The organism is Halobacillus litoralis (assembly GCF_020171725.1).
Classification (GTDB): Bacteria; Bacillota; Bacilli; order Bacillales; family Halobacillaceae; genus Halobacillus; species Halobacillus litoralis_F.
This window is the reverse complement of the sequence record NZ_JAIVAJ010000003.1, coordinates 60,364-81,706: the sequence shown is the minus strand read 5'-3', so window position 1 is coordinate 81,706 and position 21,343 is coordinate 60,364. Positions and strand designations below refer to the sequence as shown.

Genomic DNA, 21,343 nt, shown 5'->3' with positions numbered 1-21,343 from the left:
AGGTCAGGAACCTCCCTTTTTTTACACTCCAAGGGAGATCCCTGACCTTTGTTCATGTTGAATCAACCATTCCTTACGAGGCAGCCCGCCACCATAGCCACCCAGCTCACCATTCGAGTTAATGATACGGTGACATGGAATCATAAGGGCCAGCTGATTGGCTCCATTCGCCCGCGCAACCGCCCTGTAACCGGAGGGCTTCCCAATCGATGCCGCAAGCTCGGCATAAGACCATGTGTCGCCAAACGGAATCGTACACAACGCCTCCCAAACCTCCATTTGAAAAGGAGTTCCCAGCAACTTCACTGGAGTCTGGAAACACGTCAATTCTCCTTTGAAATATTGATCTAACTCTTCCTCAATGGAATCAATCGGATCCGTCTTACCAGGGATGATCGCTGCCTTTGTCTTTTTCCTCAGCCGCTCGACCTCTCCTTCAAGCCCTCGACGGTCCACGAACTCCAGCAAATACAAGTCCTGTTCGTCCGCGATGGCAACCATCGGGCCAAGCTTCGTATCGAGCCAGGCTGCTGAGAGGACCTTGCCCTCTTCCCCCAAGCTTGGAGGAGAGCCCATAATTTTAGAAAAGGCATCGCGGAAACCGCTGCTGGATTCATAGCCTGTAGACAGCTGAGCTTCAATGACCGGCTTGCCTTTTCTAATTTCCTTCATTGCCAGGCCCATCCTTCGTGCACGCGCATATTCGATAAAAGTCATCCCAAAACGCTTCTTGAACTGACGTCTCGCTGTCGATGCATCCAAGTCCAATGCCTCAAAGTCTCTTTCTCTCCAGCGTTTTTCAGGATTTTGTTCCACCATCTCGACAAGCTGCTGGACGGACTCCGAAACATGACTCGGATGAGAAAGGGGCTGACACCTTTTGCAAGGTCTGAACGAAGCGAGCAGAGCTTGTTCTGCTGTCGCGAAAAACTCGCAGTTTTGAAGCTTAGGTTTTCTCGCAGGACAAGTAGGCCGGCAGAATACGCCGGTCGTTTTGACCCCGACAAAGAAAACCCCTTCGTATTCTGTGTCCTTCTCTAATAAAGCTTGGTAATATTCCCTACTCTTCTGATCTGTCATCACAGCTCCTCCTCTGAACGATCTCTTCTTTCATTATAGATCAGTCCAAAGTCTATGCAGCCGAAATTCAGGCATTGATTTTTACATAAGCCCTTTTTCCTCCCTCACAATTGATTAACCGACCGGCTTACTGTCTCATTTCTTTCTTATTGGGACTACCTTCTCTGCTTTCAGAAGGCTCACTATCCCATTTATCCTTTATTAGGACTACCTCCTCTGCTGACAGCACGCTCGCTGTCCCATTTATCTTTTATTAGGACTACCTCCTCTGCTGACAGACTGCTCGCTGTCCCATTTATCTTTTATTAGGACTACCTCCTCTGCTGACAGACTGCTCGCTGTCCCATTTATCTTTTATCAGGACTAGCCCACCCTCTTACGCCCCGATCGCTGTCCCATTTTTTCTTGTCGAGACTTTCTCCCCTGTTTATGCACTGCTTTCTGTCCTTTTTCTAATTCCATTTTTTGGTGTACAAATATAATAATTAAAGGAATACAGTTTCGCTCTGATGGGTGTTGGGTGTAAATAACCTACTATTAGAATTTATGAATGTAGTGATAATAGTAAAAAAGCTTGAAACTGTTTCCATAAAGGATTCAGCTTCAAGCTTTTTATTAATGGACGGCTACACGTTCCAACGTTCGGAGAAAACGATCCTTCTCACGATAGACCTCCTGCGCTTCCTCAACCGTCACTTCACGGAAGCGGAGTTTGCATCCAGGCATCGCCTGTGCAAGATACGGGATATCACTTGAAATGACGGTGGCAATCCTCGTATATCCGCCTGTCGTCTGGCGGTCTGCCATCAGCAAAATCGGCTGGCCGTTTGCCGGGACTTGAATCCCGCCGAGTGGAATGGCTTCAGAAACGATATCTGCTGAAGACCGGTGCTCGAGCTTCGGTCCTTTCAGCCTGTATCCCATACGGTCGGATTGAGGGGTCACCTCGTACGTGGATGAAAGAAACGTACGAAGAGCTTCTTCAGAAAAGGCATCGAGGTGAGGACCGGGAACGACGCGGATGTCCATCTCCCGTTCGTAGGTAGGGGTCTCGTCCGGTCGGATTGCCCGCCCCTTTACGCCACTCGCATTTCCAACCTTCGATAAAACGTCCCCCTTCTCAAGCGAACGTCCTTCAAAGCCTCCCATTCCGGCTTTCAAATACGTGGATTTGCTTCCCATTACAACCGGGACATCATAGCCTCCAGCGACGCTGATATAGGCTCTCGCTCCTTCAATCGGCTGGCCGAATTCAAGCAGATCCCCTTCTTTCACCGCAAAACTTTTCCACATCGATACAGAGTGTCCGTTCAAACGGGGGGAAAGGTTGGCACCGCAGATGGCGATGACCGAATCAGAGAGTACCTTCAATTCCGGTCCCATCACGGTGACCTCAAGCGCCGCTTCACCGCCTTTGTTTCCGACAAGGAAATTGGCGATCTTCAGTGCATACGGATCCATCGCTCCGGAAGCGACGATGCCATATTGCTGATACCCATGCCTTCCTTCATCCTGAAGCGTGGTAAGGAGGCCTGGTTTCTCAATTTGAAAAATCGGATTAGACATGTTCATTCGCTCCTACCCGCTCGATCCGAATCCCTTCCTGCTGGATGCGTTCTCGCAGTTTTTGAACGAATTGGAGAGCTTCCGGCTCGTCTCCGTGTACACAGATTGTATCGGCTTGTATCGTGATGTCATGACCATCGACAGCCTCTACCTTCTGATCTTGAATCATACGAATCACCCGGTCCACGGCAACGTCCGCATCGTGAATCATGGCGTTTGCTTCAGTTCTCGGTGTAAGCGATCCGTCCTGCTGGTACGTCCGGTCAGCGAAGACTTCCTGCGCAACCTTCAGTCCGGCTTTCTCTCCGGCCTTCACCAGTTCACTTCCGGCTAACCCGTAAAGCACAAGCTCTGAATCAACAGCTTTCACAGCATCCGCAATCGCTTCTGCAACATGGCTGTCTTTAGCGGCCGTGTTGTAAAGCGCGCCATGCGGCTTCACGTGGTGAACGGTCGTTCCTTGTGCTGCGGCGGCTGCTTTGATCGCTCCAATCTGATAGGTGATGAGATTGAAGACCTCTTCCGGGGATACCGCCATTGCGCGACGCCCGAATCCAGCAAGGTCCGGGTAACCCGGGTGCGCCCCGATGCTGACCCCTTTTTCAGCGGCGTCTTTCACCGTCTTCATCATGACGTTATGGTCGCCCGCGTGAAAACCACATGCAATGTTCGCAGATGAGATAAAGGCCAGCACCTGTTCATCGTTTCCGATGGTATAAGCACCGAAGCTTTCGCCTAAATCACTGTTTAAGTCAACGGATGTCATGGCATAACCTCCTCCTTTTTTTCCGTCTGAACGGTGTACTCGCCCCGTTCGATTTCCTGCTCGATTCGGTCATATTCATCCTTACTGACAGGCTCAAACCGAATGTAATGTCCAGATTCCAGCAAAATCGGTTCTTCTTGATCAGGGTCGTACAGCTTTACCGGTGTACGGCCGATCAACTGCCAGCCTCCTGGTGAGGTCAACGGGTACACGCCCGTCTGACTGCCGGCGATTCCGACAGAACCTGGCGCAATCTCGGGGCGCGGATCGTCACGCCGTGGTGTGGCAATCTGATCCGACATCCCACCTAAGTAAGGGAAGCCTGGTACAAAGCCCATCATATAGATGAGATAGTCTTCACTCGAATGGATCCGGACGACCTCTTCTTCCGTCAGTCCATTCTTCTCCGCTACAAAGGATAGGTCCTCCCCTCCGTAATACGTCGGAAGGATGTAAACAAGAGAAGCAGAAGCTGCTTCCCTTTGTTCTTGAACGTTTTGAAAGATGCGCTGTAACGAATCTTGTAATGCGCGATACGTGATTACGCTCGGGTTATAGTAGAGAGTCAGCGTTGTATAAGCGGGTACCCACTCCGTAACGCCTTCAATTGGATGAGTCTTCAAATGATCGGTCATGCGTCTGATCATTTGATTGGTCTCTTTGGAGATTTCGGTACCAAAGACGACCTGCATCCCTGTATCTCCGAGCGGTGCATATGATACTTTCATTTATTCGCCTCCTAGCCAAACAACTGTGGAACTTTATCAATCAAGGTCATAACAGCAAGGTAAGCCGTTAAGAGAAAGACAATTCCACCGAAAATCGTTAACCACAGCGGGTGTTTGTAATCCCCGACGATGGATTTCTTGTGTGCACCGACTAAAATCGTTCCTAATGCGACAGGCAGGATCAATCCGTTGAATGCACCGGCTAAAATCAGAAGCAGGACGGGTTTACCAATGAACGTGAAGACGATCGTCGAGACGACAATGAAGCCGAGTGTGAAGGCTTTCTCATTTCTCGCTACTTTATTGGACAACGTCTTCAAGAAGGAAACGGACGTATAAGCCGCTCCGATCACCGACGTAATCCCTGCTGCCCATAGGACGATTCCGAACATCTTATATCCGACCATTCCAGCTGCCTCTTGGAAAACAGAAGCCGGCGGGTTCGACGGATCCAGTGTGAATCCAGTCACAACGACTCCAAGCACAGCGAGGAAAAGGAAAATACGCATAACGGATGCAATCAGAATCCCTGATATAGAACTTTTCGTCACTTGATGTAGATTTTCCTTCCCGGAAATGCCCGCATCTAATAAACGGTGCCCTCCGGCAAAGGTGATGTATCCTCCGACTGTACCTCCGACAAGCGTGATAATCGCAAAGATATCAATAGTCGTCGGGGCAAATGTGTGTGTAATGGCATCCCCGACGGGCGGGTTACTCTGGAAGGCTACATAAAGTGTAAGGAGAATCATGGCGCCTCCGAGCACACGGGCGATCTTATCCATCGCAACGCCTGCTTCCTTCGATAAGAAGACACCGATTGTGATCGCACCTGTAATGGCCGCTCCAACTCGAGGATCGATTCCGAACAGGACGTTCATCCCTAGACCGGCGCCCCCGACGTTTCCGATGTTAAAGGCCAGTCCACCGAGCGCTACAGCAAAAGCAAGGAAATAACCAAGACCCGGAAGAACCATATTGGCGATATCCTGTCCTCTCTTCTTCGAGACCGCTATGATCCGCCAAATGTTCGCCTGTACACCGATATCCAATATGATCGACATGAGAATGACAAATCCGAAGCTTGCCAACAGCTGTTCAGTGAATACAGCCGTCTGTGTTAAGAACCCAGGTCCAATGGCTGAGGATCCCATAAGAAAGGCCGCACCTAATATGACGCTCCACTTACTCTTCGTCTTCTGACCGCCATCTTCCAACGTGTGAGGCACTTGTTCTTTTCTTAATCCCATACTCATTCCTCCTATAATTTTTCATACGTTCTACCTCTTACTTCCACGATATCACTAAATTTTCTGAAATTATTAGAAGTTTCCGCACAAAAAACCGCCCGAATCGGGCGGTTTCGCACATGGTAGCATTTAGGTGATGTCGTATTTATCAATGCGCCTCTGCAAGGCATAGCGGCTGATGCCCAACTGCTTGCCGGCCTTCGTAATGTTCCACTTCGACTCTTTGATGGCGCGTTCAATATATTCCTTCTCGATCTGTTCTAAGTAGTCTTCCAAGGAAAACTGTTCCGAAAAGCGAACCTCTCCAGCAACATCCGATTGATGTGTCGAGACGTCGGCAGGCTGCAGGAAGTCCAAATGCTTGGCAGAGAGCGCCTTCTCCTGATGTAAAATCGCGACTCTCTCGATCGAATTCTTCAGCTCCCTGACATTTCCCGGCCATCCGTAAGATAATAAGAGCGATTTGGCGTCATCCTTCAGGACGGGGACAGCTTTACTCATCTGCTGGCAGAATTCGCTCAGGAAGTGTTCGGCAAGCATGATGACGTCTCTACCCCTGTCTCGTAACGGCGCCAACTGAACCGGCACAACGTTCAGGCGATAGTAAAGGTCAGAACGGAACAGCTTCTCCTGGATCATCGTTTCTAAATGACGGTTCGTTGCGGCGATGACCCGGACATCGACGTCGACATCATGAACGCTGCCGACGCGCTTGATTTTTTTATCCTCGAGAAAGCGGAGCAGCTTCACTTGCAGGTCCAGCGATAAATCGCCGACTTCATCCAGGAACAGCGTACCGCCATCTGCCCATTCCATTAATCCGACCTTCGTCTCCTGGTCGGCCTTCATACGCCCGAACAGCTCGACTTCGATCAAGTCCTCCGGAATACTCGCACAGTTGACGGCTACGAACGGTCCTTCACGACGGCTGCCTTGCTGATGGATACTCCGTGCAACAAGCTCTTTCCCCGTCCCGGTCTCTCCGCGCACGAGAACGGTCGTGCTTCCACTCTCTGAAATCAGCGAGATCTTCTCCCGCAGTTCCTTCATGGGGACGCTTTCCCCGATCATCCGGACAGGGTGGGTTCTCCGCTCTTCCTCCCTGTAACGCTCCACCTCTCGTTCAAGGTCGTGCTGTTTCATCCATTTCTCGAGGGCAAGCTTCAATTCCTCAAGCTCAAACGGCTTCGTCAAGTAGTCAAACGCCCCGTCCTTCATCGCTCGAACGGCCGTCTTGGCATCCCCGTAAGCCGTCAGCATCATGACAGCCATGTCTGGATGGTGCGCCTTCCATTCCACTAAAGAATCCAGCCCGTTCCCGTCCGGAAGGCGGATATCAAGAAGGGTGATGTGGGGCTGAAAGGCGTTGATCAGCTCCCATCCTTCCTTCAACGACGAAGCAGTCTCCACTTCATAGCCTTCGTCTTCCAAAAACATCTCCAGCGTAAACCGAAGCGTCGTCTCATCATCAATGATTGCGACTTTCACCGCCATAGCTGCTCCCTCCTTCTGCTCTCTGAAAGCTGATTTCAAACGTCGTCCCTCTTCCTGAAGTACTGACCACTTCGATATCGCCCTTATTCTGAACCACTAACTGGTGGACAATCGAAAGGCCAAGTCCTGTTCCTTCAGCACGTGTTGTGAAAAAGGGATCGAATATTCTTTCCACTGTATCTTCATCCATCCCAATGCCTGTATCTGAAATCGTCAGAATCACGTCATGGTCGGTAGCCCGGCTGTTCATGGTGAGCTCGCCTCCGTCAGGCATTGCGTTCAGTCCGTTCATCACGACATTTAAGAGGATCTGCCGCAGTTGATCGCGATCGACCCACACATCAAACTGATGCACACAATGTTTGAACGTCACCTGCTTTTCTTTTGCCATCGTTCTCAACAATAGCAGCACAGACTGGATGCTTTCGTCTACTTTCACATTCACCGGCTTCGACTCGACCGGACGCGAAAAGTCCAGTGTCGTCGTAATCGTTTTGTTTACACGCTCGATGTCGATCAGCATGTTCTCCGTCAATTTGACTTCCTGCTCGGATAGTTTCAACCTTCTTAACAAAAGCTCCGTCGTCGATTTGATTCCTGCAAGAGGGTTGCGGATCTCATGAGCAATACCAGACGCCATTTCTCCAAGCGAGGCCAGTCTCGACATCCGCTCGACCCGCTGCTCCAACTTGCGCCGCTGCGTAATGTCTTCGAACGTCATGATCGCTAAATCGGAATCAGCCCCCATACGTTGGTAGCTGACGGCATAGTACACTTTCTCATGATCTACATGTGTCATCATGATTTCTTCCGTTCTATGCCTGGACCGCCTCTCGATCAGTGCCTCTAACTTTCGTTGCAGCGTCTGGTCACGTTTCAACATCTCTTCTGCGGCTACATTCGATAAAGGCTCTGTATGCTTCCTTATCAGCAGGATGCCGACATGGACACTGTTTAAAATCCGTTCATTCTGCTGTTTGATCCGATCGATTTGCTGCTTCTGTTCATCAAGGTTATGCACCATTTCCTGAAGGGACGTCGCAAGCACGCCGATTTCATCTTTTCGCCGTGATCCGATACGGAGTTCTGCTTTCGCTTCCCCTTTGGCAATCCGCTTACAGAACGAAGCCAGGTCCTTGATCGGCTTCGAAAGGTGATGGGAGAACAGAATGGTGAACTGAACCGCAATGACGCCGGTGAAAATCGCGACAAGCAGCGTATATTTCTGAATATTCAACAGCGAACCAGAGTAGAAGGACAGCTCGACAGGGTGATACAACGTCCATCCCCACTCAGGGAGTGCTTCGCTCAGCACCAGCCGCTCCTCTAGAAAACCAGCCTCCTCTGACAAAAGGGAAGCCACCTGGTTCGGCAGTAACATACGATCATTTTTGTAAATGACGCCTACATCATTCTGTGCGTAAAGCCCCTCCGTATCTTGAATCAACTCTCTCATCATAGACCGCGCATCCTGCTCCGCGATTTCGCCCTCGTCCACCCGGTTGCGGAGAAGGGTCGCATAACGGTGCACGCTGTCGAGCTTCTCCTCCACAGTCGTCACCTTCAATTCCTTCTCAGACTGATAGCTCGACCAAAGCGACACCGCTCCGGTCACCAGACTCGGCAGGAGCACAATGATCAAGAATGGAACTAGAATTTTTCGTTCAATGGAATGACGCATGCCGCTTCCCTCCTGTCCAGAAGAACAATAAGCCCGCAATCAGCAACGAAGGCAGAACCGGATGGTACACGTCCTGCCATGTAGCTGGTATCAGCCAAAACGCCACGATGTAGGCGGCTACTCCTCCGAAGGTCGATCGAAGCGCGTTCGGTTTCGGTACTTTTGTAAAAAGGCCGCCATATAAAGGGAAGAACAACGACACGGTAATCATCCCCCATATATGTCCACTGAACGGGACGATGCCTTCAGGCGGTGTGAAGGCGATGACTAAGGAAGAAGTTGCAAAAAGAAACACCATCCACCTTGTCCACGTCACCACACGGTCATTCGGCAGCTTTGTTTTCCTCAACGGCAGCGAAATATCATAAATCGAGCTTCCAGCCATGAGAAGGAGCTGCGAATTCGCGGTTGAAACACAGGCCGCTACAATACTGATCAGAAGAACGCCCTTCCACGGTGTATCCAGTAAATACGTGATGACATAAGGGTAGACTTCGTCTGTCGTAAGGAAGACAAGTCCTCCGTCCAACGCTCTCGAACCGAGTCCGATGATTAAAATACTGACATAGATGATCACAATGAACACGAGACTGAAGAGCATCATATTCCTGGCTGTCCTTCTAGACTTGGCAGACAAGATCCGGACCGCGTACTGCGGGTTCGCCGCCACTCCGAGTCCAAGCGTGAAAAAGGCGCTGATGAACAACCAGATCGACAACCCCTCAGAACTCGAACGGCTCTCTGTTTGAATCGCCTCAAGGGGAATTTCTCCTGATGCCTCTACAATCAGAAAAGCCCCAAGCATCGTGCCGATCAGAATCAGGAAGAAGTGAAATGCATCGGTCCGTGCGACGGAATGCAGTCCACCGAATGTCGTGTACAGTACGAATATATAAATCAGACAAACACTGACGGAGTAAGGGACGCCGAGCATCTGACTGATGACAATCCCGAACCCGCGGATCTGGATCACCACGTAAAGCAAATAGCTGAAGACAAGCACAACCCCGATCCACACTTGAAGAACCTTCGAGTCATACCGGACCCGGAAAAATTCCGGGACGGTCATGACGTCATAAGCGTAGAGCTTTGATGAGATGACAAACAACCCTGCCATTCCGAGGACCCAGGCGACCGCCGTCGTCCAAATGACGGACACTCCACCATCATAAATCAACCCGGGCAATCCAAGAATCGATGCCGCACTGAACCACGTCGCACAAAAGGACGTCACACTCGAAAACAGCCCTAATCCCCGGCCGGCAAGGAAATACTCCGATAAATCATCCGTCTTATCGAACCCGTGCTTCCCGAGGATAAGAATCGCAATCGTATATAAGAGAAAAACACCTAAATAAAGCAACTCATCCATATAAACCGTCCCCTCTACGCCGCCTTCACGAAAACGTTGTCTAGCATTCATTATATACAATCACCAACGCTTCAACCAAATCAGTCCGTGGGGACAGGAACGCCGCCCTCCCATATTTTCCGGAAATACCGACTAAAAAAGACATACCTCTGTAAGGTACGCCCTCTTGTGCCTTCCACTATCGAAGACTTCCTATGTTGTTCTTTCTTTAAAATGAAAGTTACATTTACCTTTTGCCTGTTCCCCTTCGATTTCTACTCGATGTAGTCGCTTCACGGTTGTGAACGTAAACACGTCTTCTAAGTCCGAATCCATCTCTTTCTCAAAAATGACACGCTTCCCTTTATCTCTCATGATCAACTTCATCACGCCCGCCTCGATCTCCAAGTCATAGTGCAAGTCATACGATTGCTCTTTCTTCAACAGAAAACTGAACTGTTCGAACCCGTTCAACTTCTTATAAGTTGCCGAAACGCCTTTACTAGATTTCTTATAATATCCCGTAACCGAGTTGAATTTGAGTATCTTCAACTTGTACAAAATGAAAAGCACTACTCCCATTACAGCCATAGCAATAAACAACTCTCCCATACGTTCACCCCCTTCTTATTCTATCCTAGCATATAGTAAAAAGGTGTCTGTCCCCACTAAACGAAAGAACATCACATCGTTTTGATAGAAGTTGGTATCTGTTTGAAAGAAGATTACCGTCATTCGAAAGAAGGTCGACTTCAAATGATAGAAGGACCCCTACATTTGAAAGAAGTCCCTCATCGAACAAACACTTACACCAAGAACATCCCTGCAATACTCGCAGACAACAGGTTCGCAAGCGTCGCCGCCGCAACGGCACGCAGACCTAGATGAGCGATGTCTTTACGACGATCCGGCGCAAGTCCACCAATAGCTCCGAGCTGGATGCCGATCCCGGACAAACTTCCGAAACCAGTAAGGGCAAAGGTTGTGACAATCTCCGCTTTCTTACTGAGCTCACCCTGCACGTCCCCTAAACTGGAGAACGCGACGAATTCGTTTGAGACGAGCTTCTGTCCGATAAATCCAGCAGAACGAACCGCTTCATCGAACGGTACTCCGACAACAAACGCGAGCGGTGCAAGCAGGTAGCCGAGCAGTTGCTCAAGCGACAGGTCCACTCCGAACCAGCTTCCTGCAAAAGCAAAAAGTCCATTCAACAGCGCGAGCAAAGCGATGAATGAAAGCAGAATGGCCGCAATGTTGACCGCGAGCTTCAGCCCTGTCGTTGCGCCGTTCGCTGCTGCGTCGAACACATTCGCTGTATCATTGTCCTCCGGATGCACATCATCCTGCGCTGCGACTTCCTCCACTTCCGGAACAAAAAGCTTCGCCATGACAAGAGCCGCAGGAGCCGCCATAAACGACGCAGCGATCAGGTACTCCGCATTAATTCCGAGTAAGGTGTAGCCGACAAGCGTCGACCCTGCAATAGAGGTGAATCCTCCGGTCATGACAGCAAACAACTCCGACGTCGTCATTTTCTGAATGAACGGGCGGATCAACAAGGGGGCTTCGGTCTGACCGACGAAGATATTTCCTGCTGCATTCACACTCTCCGCCTTACTCGTTCCCAATACCTTCGATAAGAATCCACCGATCCACATGATGAAGAGCTGCATGATGCCGAGGTGATATAAGACAGCAATCAGCGAGCTGAAAAAGATAATGGTCGGGAGGACTTGAAAGGCGAACATCATCCCTAGGTCCGCCTGGTCGATGAGTGTAATCAAAGGTCCATAAAGGAAGCTGATCCCTTCTGACGTGTAGCCCATCAACTGATTGACCAGGTCCGACATGAACGAGAGAACAGACTGCCCCCATTTTGTTGCAAAAACGATAAAAGCGAACGTCACCTGAATCGCGAGTCCGCCTAGGATGGTTCTATATTGAATGGATTTCCGGTTATTCGATAGGCTGAAGGCGATCAGAAGGACCACCATCATACCACCTATTCCCCAAAGGATATTCCCCAAGGTGTTTCCCCTCTTTCTCTTGCGATGTCTCAAATTCATAAAGTAATAATCTATCACCGTCCCCCATCGTTTTCAACACTTTTTTTCATAGGCTTCTGCCTTTTTTAAAAAATGTAACCGATGACAAAACCGCAGCACCAAGGGTTCTGACGCGCCCCCCTCTCCGAAATGGATAAAATTTTCAAAAAAGTAGTTGCAATTCTGTGTTGGTCATCGTAAACTGTACCATAACAGATAACAAAAGTAACAACTGTTATATTAAAGGAGGTGCTGAACCCGATGAAACCATCCACCATTTCGTCCACTGTTTCCTGTCCGCAATGTGGGAAAGAAGAAACATCTCAGGTGTACACATACATGATGGAGTGTGATCGCTGTCTTTCTAAGAAAGACGAATAATTTTTTGTGACAACTGTTATATATCAGTAGTTAAATTAATCTTATATTATACAACAAAAGGTGGCGGATACATGGAAACGAAGACGAGTAACTGGCTTGTGGCAGGAGACACCCCTCCTGCCTTTGCCGATATTTTGACCCCCGAAGCTCTGGCTTTTCTAGAACAACTTCACCAACGCTTCAACCCGAGGAGAATCGAATTACTGGCGCGCCGGGAAACGATCCAGGATGAGATCAACAAAGGTTCGAAACCTTCCTTTTTAAAAGAAACCGAACAGATCCGACAGTCCGATTGGAGAATCGCTCCCCTGCCACACGACCTGCAGGACCGTCGAGTGGAAATCACAGGGCCCGTCGACAGGAAGATGGTCATCAACGGCTTGAACTCCGGCGCCAAAGTATTTATGGCCGATTTCGAAGACGCGAACGCTCCGACATGGGCGAACACCATTCAAGGGCAAATCAACTTGAGAGATGCAAACCGCGGCACAATCAGCTTCCAGAATGACAAAGGCAGAACCTATGAATTAAAGGAAGAGACCGCCACATTGATGGTCCGCCCGCGTGGCTGGCACTTAGAAGAAAAGCACCTGACTCTAAACGGCGAACCCGCTTCAGGGAGCCTCGTCGATTTCGGACTGTATTTCTTCCATAATGCCAAGCAGCTCTTGGAAAAAGGATCCGGACCCTACTTCTATCTGCCGAAGCTTGAGAATCATCAAGAAGCACGGCTTTGGAACGACGTCTTCCTTTTTGCTCAAGAAACGCTGGGTGTTCCGACCGGCACAATCAAGGCGACCGTATTACTCGAGACGATACTCGCGGCATTCGAGATGGATGAGATTCTCTACGAACTGAAGGATCACTCGGCCGGCTTGAACTGCGGACGCTGGGACTACATCTTCAGCTATTTGAAGAAGTTCCGCGAAGACCCGAGCGTCATTCTACCGGACCGTTCGGAAGTGACGATGACGGTCCCGTTTATGAGAGCCTACTCTCTACTTACGATTCAGACGTGTCACAAACGTGGAGCACCGGCGATCGGCGGAATGGCCGCACAGATCCCCGTCAAACACGACGAAGCCCGCAATCACGAAGCCTTCGAAAAAGTACAAAACGATAAGCTTCGTGAGGTGAAGGATGGCCACGACGGGACATGGGTCGCCCACCCGGCCATGGTTCGTACCGCGATGGAGGTATTTGACAAGCATATGCCCACACCGAACCAAATCAATCGCCTGCGCAACGACTTCCAAATCACAGAAAAAGAATTGTTGGAAGTCCCGGAAGGCGTCATCACCGAACAGGGCGTCCGTACAAACATCAACGTCGGCATTCAGTACATGGCTTCATGGCTCGCAGGAAGAGGCGCCGCTCCGATCCACAATCTGATGGAAGACGCAGCGACCGCCGAGATTTCACGCGCCCAGCTGTGGCAGTGGATCCGTCACCCTAAAGGGGTCCTGAACGATGGACGCAAGGTGACCTTTGATTTGTTTGACCAGTGGAAGCAGGAAGAAATGATCGCCATTCAGCAGGAAGTCGGAGCAGACGCTTTTCAAAACGGCCGCTACCAGGAAGCGGAAGCGATGTTCGACACGTTCATCCGTGATGATGATTTCGCCGAATTTCTAACCATAAAAGCATATGGGCATTTATCTTAAGGGGGAAACGGAAATGACAAACGAACGGATCAAGAAGCTGGAAGACGCATGGAAGAATGAAAACCGCTGGGGTGCGGTGACACGCCCTTACGACGCAGAAGAGGTCATCAAACTGCGAGGATCGATGGATATCGAATACACCTTAGCGCAAAAAGGATCCGAGAAACTATGGCGCCTGCTTCATGAAGAGAACTATGTGCACGCCCTTGGTGCCCTCACAGGGAACCAGGCGATGCAGCAAGTGAAAGCCGGTTTGAAAGCCATCTACCTGAGCGGCTGGCAAGTAGCAGCGGATGCGAACCTGTCCGGGCATATGTATCCCGATCAGAGCCTATACCCGGCAAACAGCGTTCCGCAAGTCGTGAAACGCATCAACCAAGCGCTTCAGCGAGCTGATCAGATCCACCATATGGAAGGGAAACACGACATCGATTGGTTCGCCCCGATCGTCGCCGATGCTGAAGCAGGCTTTGGTGGGCAGCTGAACGTGTTCGAGCTTATGAAAGGCATGATCGAAGCAGGCGCATCCGCCGTTCACTTTGAAGACCAACTTTCCTCTGAAAAAAAATGCGGCCACCTTGGCGGGAAAGTATTGCTTCCGACACAGACAGCGGTACGGAACTTGATCTCTGCCCGCTTCGCTGCGGACGTCATGGGCGTGTCGACCATCATCATTGCGCGGACCGACGCCAACGCAGCAGACTTGATCACGAGCGACATCGACCCGGCGGATGCCTCGTTCCTGACAGGTGAACGAACTGCGGAAGGCTTCTATAAGACGCGCGCTGGTCTCGATCAGGCGATTGCCCGAGGTCTTTCTTACGCTCCTTACGCCGACCTCGTCTGGTGTGAAACCTCAGAGCCGAACCTTGAGGAAGCCCGCCAGTTCGCAGAAGCCATTCATGAACAGTATCCAGGCAAACTCCTTGCCTACAACTGCTCCCCGTCCTTCAACTGGAAGAAGAAACTGGACGATGAAACCATCGCCCACTTCCAGCAGGAGTTAAGCAAGATGGGGTACAAATTCCAATTCGTAACGCTTGCCGGATTCCACGCGCTCAACCACAGCATGTTCGAACTTTCGAGACAGTACAAAGAGCGGGGAATGGAAGCCTACTCTGAGCTCCAACAGGCAGAATTTGCGAGTGAACGATACGGATATTCCGCAACACGTCACCAGCGTGAGGTCGGCACAGGCTACTTTGATGAAGTCGCACAAATCATTTCAGGCGGCACGTCTTCGACTACGGCCTTGAAAGGATCGACAGAAGCGGACCAGTTTACAGAAGATACGATTCATACACCATAACGAAAAGCCCTGACTCTTCCATTAGAGTGACCTATTAAAATGAGACTTAATAAAACACCTTCAAAGTTGTAATACTACTTACACATGGAGGTGTTTTTCTTATGGGTAAAAAAACAAACTATCCAGAAGAAATAAAAAAGAAAGTGGTTCAATTAAAGTTAGAGGGAAATCATACGAATCAAGAGTTGATGGATATGTTCGGAATTAAGAACAAGTCTCAAATTAAAACTTGGATGAAATGGTATAGGAATGGTGAAAGCCACCGTTTCGCTCAACCAGTAGGTAAACAATATTCTTATGGTTTGGGGCCTGAAGATGAGAATGAAGTAACCTCATTGAAGAAAAAGGTTGCTTATTATGAAATGCGAGAAGAACTATTGGCAAAGTATCAGGAAATCGAAAGGAAGTGGTCCCGGAAGTATTCATCCAAATTGTAGAATCGTTTAAGCACAAGTACACGGTAAAGGCTATGTGTAAATGTTTTGGTATCGCCAAAGCGACATATTATCGTTGGCGGGGAAAGTCATGGGGGCCATCGGAGTTAGAGAAGAAAATAATAGACATCTGTGAGAATTTGAAATTTCGCATCGGTCACCGTATGGTCCGCGATCTACTGCGTAAGGAACACCAAATCAAAGTCAATCGAAATACAGTCCAAAAAATTATGCAGAAATTCAACCTGCAGTGTCAGGTTAAGCCGAAAAGACAAAACTATATAGCTGGCGAAAGTAAAGTGGTTGTCCCTAACTATTTAGACCGTCAATTCAACGCTTCTAAGCCCAATGAGAAATGGGTTACAGATATTACCTATCTTCCTTATGGTGAGAAGATGTTATATTTATCAACGATTATGGACCTGTACAATAACGAAGTGTTAGCTTATACGATTAGTGATAAGCAAGATAAATCTCTCGTGTTAGATACACTAAAGAGAGCATGTGAAGGGCGTGATGTGTATGAATGCATCCTTCACAGTGACCAAGGATCTCAGTACACATCGTATGAGTATCAGGCAGAAGCTGAAAAAAGAGGCATTATCACAAGCATGTCCAGACGAGGAAACTGCTTTGATAATGCCGTGATTGAATCCTTCCACTCTTCTTTGAAGTCGGAGGAATTCAGCCCTCTGTGTCGAGGGAAACTCACCAATCATACAGTACGAGAAAAGGTAGAATCGTACATGTATTACTATAATTATTGTCGACCTTTTTCTAAATTAAACTGCCAGACTCCAATTGAATTCAGAGTTCTGGCAGCATAGGTGTTTTATTTAGTCTTATTTGACTGTGTCACTCCACATTCAGAGTCAGGGCTCTTTCATTCGGGTACTTCATGAAGAAGATCGAAGCCCCGCCAAAATCAATTTCAAAGCCGCAATCACTGTCGTAAAGGCAAGAAGAGGCACAAGGATCACCCACGGGTAATGGAGGATCATTCCATAATCAACCCCCACTAAACCCGCCCACTCACTTGATAACGAGAACTTCTTCTGAACCTCCCTTTCGATGTCCATGGCAACAACACGACTTCCACCGATGAAAACCCCAAGGATTCCAAGGTGGATCAGTAGGATCAGCAGTTGAATGACCTGCTGAAGATAGACCGTGAACAGCCTCGGTTTCACATTCGGCTTGGATTTTTTCACAAAAAAACACTCCCATCCTCAGAGGCGGGAGTGTTCATCCTATTATCTCATTATTCTTTCGCTTTCAGATCCTCAATTGAATCGATCTCCATATAAGAAGGAACAACAAGGCCGATTTTAGCACCTTTCAAGTTCTCACCTAGATCTTCAAATTCCCCTTCATACTTCTCATAAAAGTCACCGTGCGTGGCCGGCATCCATGGAGCTAGAGAAGCATCGCCATCCCCTTGTGCAATGGCTTTGAATGCAACAGAAGGAGAAACGTTGGTCAGTTCAACATCGTATCCGATCTGCTCAAGCACTACTTTTGCAACGTGTCCTGAAGAACGCTCTGTATCCCAAGGCGTTTGAACAAGCTCGATGGACGTGCCGTCAACAGAACCGACTCCGTCTGTCCATTCCGTTACTTTGTCCTGGTTGTTGTCGATCCATTTTTGAGCCGCTTCTTCAAACTCCATTTCCTGCGCATCTAACATGACTTGCTCCATATCTGCCGCTTCCCAGTGGAAACGATCCAGAACGGTATAAGCTTCCGGCATTTCTTCCTGCAGACCTGTACGCGTAATGGTCTTGATTATTTCTACGCCACCATATACTTCATTAGGATCCTCTAGATATTTCAAATCGTACTGAGCAAACATATAGTGAGGAGACCAGCCTGCGACAATGACAGGTTCTTCATTATCGATCGCTTCACCAAGAGCCGTCAGCATCGCTGCTGTAGAAGCAGTCTCTTGATTCCATCCTTCAAGGTTTTCATACTCTTCAAGCGCATTTTCCGTCGCTTGAGTGATTCCGGCACCTGGCTCGATTCCTGTAATTGTGTATTCAAGTTCTTCCCCAACGTTTACCGATTCTTCCGTTTGGTTGTTACCACTGTTATCCGTGCTCGTTGTTTCCTCTGGCTCTTCTTGACCACATCCAGCCACAGCAAGAGATAAGGACAAACCTGCAATCGCTCCGAACTTCTTCAACTTTGTATTCAACATGTACAAAAACGCTCCTTCAATCATTTTAATCAATAAGTACTTTCGAGTTAGCATGCTTATGTTCTTTGACCATTCAAGAAATAAATACCGGTATTCTTTGTCACGATGCCTCAATAGGACTTTTACAGTATATCGTTCTCCTCACCTACGTCACAACAATCAAATACAGTTAAAATTATTCATATAGTATATTCAGTTTATATTAAACGAATCAGATGCATCAGTCTCCCAAGATTCCTCCTTCATCATCCGAATCCCTCCAAAATCATGAACTCTACATTCTGAAAATTAAAAGGTAGCTAAAATTATACAAGGCTGCTCATCAGAGCAGCCTTTTCAAGCACCATCACTTCACCTTTCGAAAAGATTCCTCAGCAAGTAATGGTAAAATATTATCAAAGAAATGCGCATTGTTTTCCGTCATCTTGTACCCACCATCATCACTCTGCAGACCCTTCATCTTTCTATAGAAGATGTCCGCAGACGAAACATCTTCCTTCTCTAGATAAGCGAGTGTTAACAAAGCGTACACTGCGGGGGATTCATACGTGACCAGAGACTCCATCGTGTCCCGGTCATACCGTCCATAGACCTTTCCACGCGCTTGAACCTCACTCTCTACAAACTGATAAAACGCCTCTGTCTCGACTCCTAGTTGATTGGAGTGATAAGCAATGAGCGCCTGGTCGATCATATTCACTTCCTGCTGGTAACGAAAACGCCTTTCGTCTACAGCATACACTTCTGGGAAGAAGGGTTCCTCACTCACACTTGATAGCAAGCTGTGGTGGGCGTCGATCACAGGCTTATCAAAGAATCGAAGCGCCTCTCCATCTATATAAGACACATGCAGCTCATTAGAAGCTTGATCCGATGCACGATCGTAGAAGTCTACAATCAAATCAGCTTGAACCTGATGGTCTTCAATAAACTGCTGAATCTCTCCTGCCAGCACCTCGTATGAACTGATTTCCCATTTGATCGACGCTTCATACAACGATTTCATTATTCTCATATCGTCAACGGAAGCATTGGAATGGGCGTCTTCCCTTCTCCAGCTCAAGTAGCCTGCGTCTGAAATCTCTTCAACAATCTGCGCCTGTCTATGAAAGCCCTCTTCCTGATCGGTTAAGAGAAGGTACTGCATGTAAAGCCCGATGCTTTCTGTTAAAAACGTCTCCTCCTGAATATACGTACGAATGCTTCCATCGTCCGTCATAAAGTGATCGTGGATAAACGTCTCTGAAGATGGTGTATCCTTCATAATCACCAACACGATTCCTCCAATAAGAAACCCAGCTAATAGAATGATGACAATCTGCTTCATATCGAACACCCTTTTTAGAACCTAATCGTTTTGTCCCACTCGATATGCTTGCCTTTAATTCGGTTTCGGACATACGAGAACAGGCTCCGGATCAACAGAATGAGGAAAACTTGTGAGTAGGTAAAATACATGATGACGGATATAAAGCTGTTGTAGACACTGACGGTATTGGAGAATACCATCGCACTGGCGTGTTGAATCGTGTACACAATGTAACTCATATACCAAAATAGAATGAGCGGGGTATGGACGAATTCCGTGTTGAGTCCGAAAATGCCCATGATAAACCAAATATGAGAGATCGATAGTAAAATCACGAAGAAAAGATAAACAGATATATGATGAAGCGTATGGAACAGGGTCCTGTCTTTCCACGCTTCTTTATTGAATAATGACTTCTCTAAAAGATAGATATTCCCCTGGAACCATCTCGTACGCTGCTTCACTAATGTCCGAATCGTTTCCGGCTCCTGTTCCCATGTTCTCGCGTCTGCGACAATCGGTAGTACATACCCTTTTGACGATATTCTCATCGTTAACTCCGCATCCTCCGCTAAGGCGTAAGGGTCGTATCCTCCCATTTCCTCGATGATGTCGCGGCTGAGCAGCATATTCGTTCCCGTCAGCGAACCCACCCGGAACAAAAACCATCGTCCACTCTGCATCATCAGTTGATGAACTTGAAACTCCATTCCAATCATCCGAGTCAGCCAGTTTTTGTTCATGTTCAAGGTCTTTACGTATCCAACAGCCCCCGCCGCCTTGTTCGTCGTCTCCGCTTTATGGACCAACAATTTCACAGCATCAGGCTCCGGCTGATTGTCCGCATCAAATATGACGAAGTATGGACTTTCTGTGATCGACAGGCCATAATTCAAGACCCTCGACTTCCCTTTCGGTTCACCGGGCGGTACTTGGATATGATGAATATGATGATAGATACGATCGAATTCCCCCGCAATCTCCGCTGTCTCATCACGGGAGTTGTCGTTCAACAAATAAATATTTAATTTCCCGGGATAGTTTAAGTCGGCCATTGCTTCAAGTGTGTTCCTGATGACTTTCCCTTCATTGTGAGCGGGAATCAGAACGTCTACCGCAGGGTAGAAATCAATTTCTTCCACCGGCTTCCGGGTCCGGTCCAGCACCCCGGCAATGGTTAGTACAGAGTAGAAAAAAAGCATGACCCAAAAGAAAATCATAATGCCGACTAACAGATATGTCATAGCGCTTCCCCTCTATTCTCTTCCAGCTCAAGTTCAAAGAATTCGTCACTCAGTTTATGCTCGAAGATCGTGTAAGGTTTATCTGAAAGATTAATCTCCTCAGATAAATCCCCTTCAAATCGTTCAATCACTATGGATTTCCCGAACTCATCTGTATTTTGCAGCAATACGATATACGTGTCACTGCTGTAACTTCCCACCAGATCATAGTTCCCTCTCACGGTCTTCCACAAGTGGTTGGCAATGGTTCTATTTAAAGCTTTCTCTGTATGGTTGGCCCCGTCGGTAAGCGATACGAAAAGAAGGATCCCTTGCTCGTTCCGCCTTTTCATCCCCGTCCAAACCACTTTTGCTTTTTCCATAAATTCATTTCTTGTCAGAATCTTTGTTTGAGGGTCATATCTTTGAAGCAACTTCAATTCATCCCTCATCTTCTCGAAATTTTTTCTGTCCTTCTTCAAAATATAAAAGATGATCCATAGAAGTGTGATACAGAATACAAATAAGACGTGGTACGTCACGACTGGAATTTGTTGAAGGGCTGCCAGGTTATCCTCATAGGCAACATACGTTAAATAGAATCCTAAACCTATAATTTCAGAGATAAGAATCACAAAACCAATGGCATTCCTGATAAAAGCAAACAAAAAGCCTGTCATCAAAATCAGTACAAAATAAGCCATTCGGAACGGCGTATTGTCCATCCAAAACAAGGCTAGAACAGAAATCGAAAGGAACAGGAACAGAAAATAAATTAACTTCGGCTTCTCCATCTTAGAACCACCTCACTAAAATACTTCCACAATCAGACAAAACACCCATATATACCCACAAGGGT

18 protein-coding genes are annotated in these 21,343 nt (G+C 48.1%); 3 read left to right on the top strand and 15 right to left on the bottom strand.

Features of this window, described 5'->3' with window-relative positions:
- Positions 1–21: 21 nt before the first annotated feature.
- From LCM20_RS07825 to LCM20_RS07780, 10 genes are all read right to left on the bottom strand, one after another.
- A complete protein-coding gene (locus LCM20_RS07825) occupies positions 22–1,080 on the bottom strand; it encodes a bifunctional transcriptional activator/DNA repair enzyme AdaA (protein ID WP_225194880.1) in 1,059 nt (352 codons plus the stop codon).
- Positions 1,081–1,695: 615 nt separating this feature from the next.
- Positions 1,696–2,646 (bottom strand): biotin-dependent carboxyltransferase family protein, encoded by a 951-nt coding sequence (locus LCM20_RS07820; RefSeq protein WP_225194879.1) that lies wholly within the window; start codon positions 2,644–2,646, stop codon positions 1,696–1,698.
- Positions 2,639–3,412, bottom strand: coding sequence for a LamB/YcsF family protein (locus LCM20_RS07815; RefSeq protein ID WP_225194878.1), 774 nt, complete (start codon positions 3,410–3,412; stop codon positions 2,639–2,641). Before LCM20_RS07815 ends, LCM20_RS07820 begins: the two co-directional genes overlap by 8 nt.
- On the bottom strand, positions 3,409–4,140 hold the full coding sequence (gene pxpB, locus LCM20_RS07810) for a 5-oxoprolinase subunit PxpB (protein ID WP_225194877.1): 732 nt from the start codon (positions 4,138–4,140) through the stop codon (positions 3,409–3,411). The genes LCM20_RS07815 and pxpB overlap by 4 nt, the downstream gene beginning before the upstream one ends.
- Before the next feature lie 11 nt (positions 4,141–4,151).
- The gene (locus LCM20_RS07805; protein ID WP_225194876.1) at positions 4,152–5,390 is read right to left on the bottom strand and encodes an NRAMP family divalent metal transporter; all 1,239 of its coding nucleotides are present in this window, start codon (positions 5,388–5,390) and stop codon (positions 4,152–4,154) included.
- A gap of 129 nt (positions 5,391–5,519) precedes the next feature.
- Positions 5,520–6,884: a sigma-54-dependent transcriptional regulator gene (locus LCM20_RS07800; protein WP_225194875.1), complete on the bottom strand. Its 1,365-nt coding sequence runs from the start codon at positions 6,882–6,884 to the stop codon at positions 5,520–5,522.
- Positions 6,859–8,565 carry a sensor histidine kinase gene (locus LCM20_RS07795; RefSeq protein ID WP_225194874.1) on the bottom strand — a complete coding sequence of 569 codons (1,707 nt, stop codon included), beginning with the start codon at positions 8,563–8,565 and terminating at the stop codon, positions 6,859–6,861. Before LCM20_RS07795 ends, LCM20_RS07800 begins: the two co-directional genes overlap by 26 nt.
- Complete coding sequence (locus LCM20_RS07790; RefSeq protein WP_225194873.1) at positions 8,549–9,988, bottom strand: sodium:solute symporter family protein; 1,440 nt, start codon at positions 9,986–9,988, stop codon at positions 8,549–8,551. The genes LCM20_RS07795 and LCM20_RS07790 overlap by 17 nt, the downstream gene beginning before the upstream one ends.
- Before the next feature lie 141 nt (positions 9,989–10,129).
- The gene (locus tag LCM20_RS07785) at positions 10,130–10,528 is read right to left on the bottom strand and encodes a hypothetical protein (RefSeq protein ID WP_225194872.1); all 399 of its coding nucleotides are present in this window, start codon (positions 10,526–10,528) and stop codon (positions 10,130–10,132) included.
- 194 nt (positions 10,529–10,722) lie between these two features.
- Entirely contained in the window at positions 10,723–11,946 is a 1,224-nt protein-coding gene (locus tag LCM20_RS07780) for a NupC/NupG family nucleoside CNT transporter (protein ID WP_225194871.1), read from the bottom strand.
- Between the two features lie 470 nt (positions 11,947–12,416).
- Here LCM20_RS07780 and aceB point away from each other — a divergent pair, with 470 nt between their 5' ends.
- The 3 genes from aceB to LCM20_RS07760 all read left to right on the top strand — a co-directional run bounded on the left by aceB (position 12,417) and on the right by LCM20_RS07760 (position 16,579).
- Positions 12,417–14,009, top strand: coding sequence for a malate synthase A (aceB, locus tag LCM20_RS07770; RefSeq protein ID WP_225194870.1), 1,593 nt, complete (start codon positions 12,417–12,419; stop codon positions 14,007–14,009).
- A gap of 13 nt (positions 14,010–14,022) precedes the next feature.
- Positions 14,023–15,318: an isocitrate lyase gene (aceA, locus tag LCM20_RS07765; protein ID WP_225194869.1), complete on the top strand. Its 1,296-nt coding sequence runs from the start codon at positions 14,023–14,025 to the stop codon at positions 15,316–15,318.
- Positions 15,319–15,419: 101 nt separating this feature from the next.
- Positions 15,420–16,579, top strand: a protein-coding gene (locus LCM20_RS07760; protein ID WP_225194868.1) for an IS3 family transposase whose coding sequence is annotated in 2 segments (ribosomal slippage) — positions 15,420–15,699 and positions 15,699–16,579 — 1,161 coding nt in all. Because the reading frame shifts where the segments join, the coding sequence is not laid out codon by codon here.
- A gap of 69 nt (positions 16,580–16,648) precedes the next feature.
- Here LCM20_RS07760 and LCM20_RS07755 read toward each other — a convergent pair.
- From LCM20_RS07755 to LCM20_RS07735, 5 genes are all read right to left on the bottom strand, one after another.
- Positions 16,649–16,963: a hypothetical protein gene (locus LCM20_RS07755; RefSeq protein ID WP_225194867.1), complete on the bottom strand. Its 315-nt coding sequence runs from the start codon at positions 16,961–16,963 to the stop codon at positions 16,649–16,651.
- Positions 16,964–17,013: 50 nt separating this feature from the next.
- Positions 17,014–17,952: a glycine betaine ABC transporter substrate-binding protein gene (locus LCM20_RS07750; protein WP_225194866.1), complete on the bottom strand. Its 939-nt coding sequence runs from the start codon at positions 17,950–17,952 to the stop codon at positions 17,014–17,016.
- A gap of 346 nt (positions 17,953–18,298) precedes the next feature.
- Positions 18,299–19,279 carry a hypothetical protein gene (locus LCM20_RS07745; protein ID WP_225194865.1) on the bottom strand — a complete coding sequence of 327 codons (981 nt, stop codon included), beginning with the start codon at positions 19,277–19,279 and terminating at the stop codon, positions 18,299–18,301.
- Between the two features lie 14 nt (positions 19,280–19,293).
- Positions 19,294–20,505, bottom strand: a complete 1,212-nt coding sequence (locus LCM20_RS07740; RefSeq protein ID WP_225194864.1) for a glycosyltransferase family 2 protein — start codon at positions 20,503–20,505, stop codon at positions 19,294–19,296.
- Entirely contained in the window at positions 20,502–21,278 is a 777-nt protein-coding gene (locus LCM20_RS07735; protein ID WP_225194863.1) for a GGDEF domain-containing protein, read from the bottom strand. The genes LCM20_RS07740 and LCM20_RS07735 overlap by 4 nt, the downstream gene beginning before the upstream one ends.
- Between the last annotated feature and the right edge of the window lie 65 nt (positions 21,279–21,343).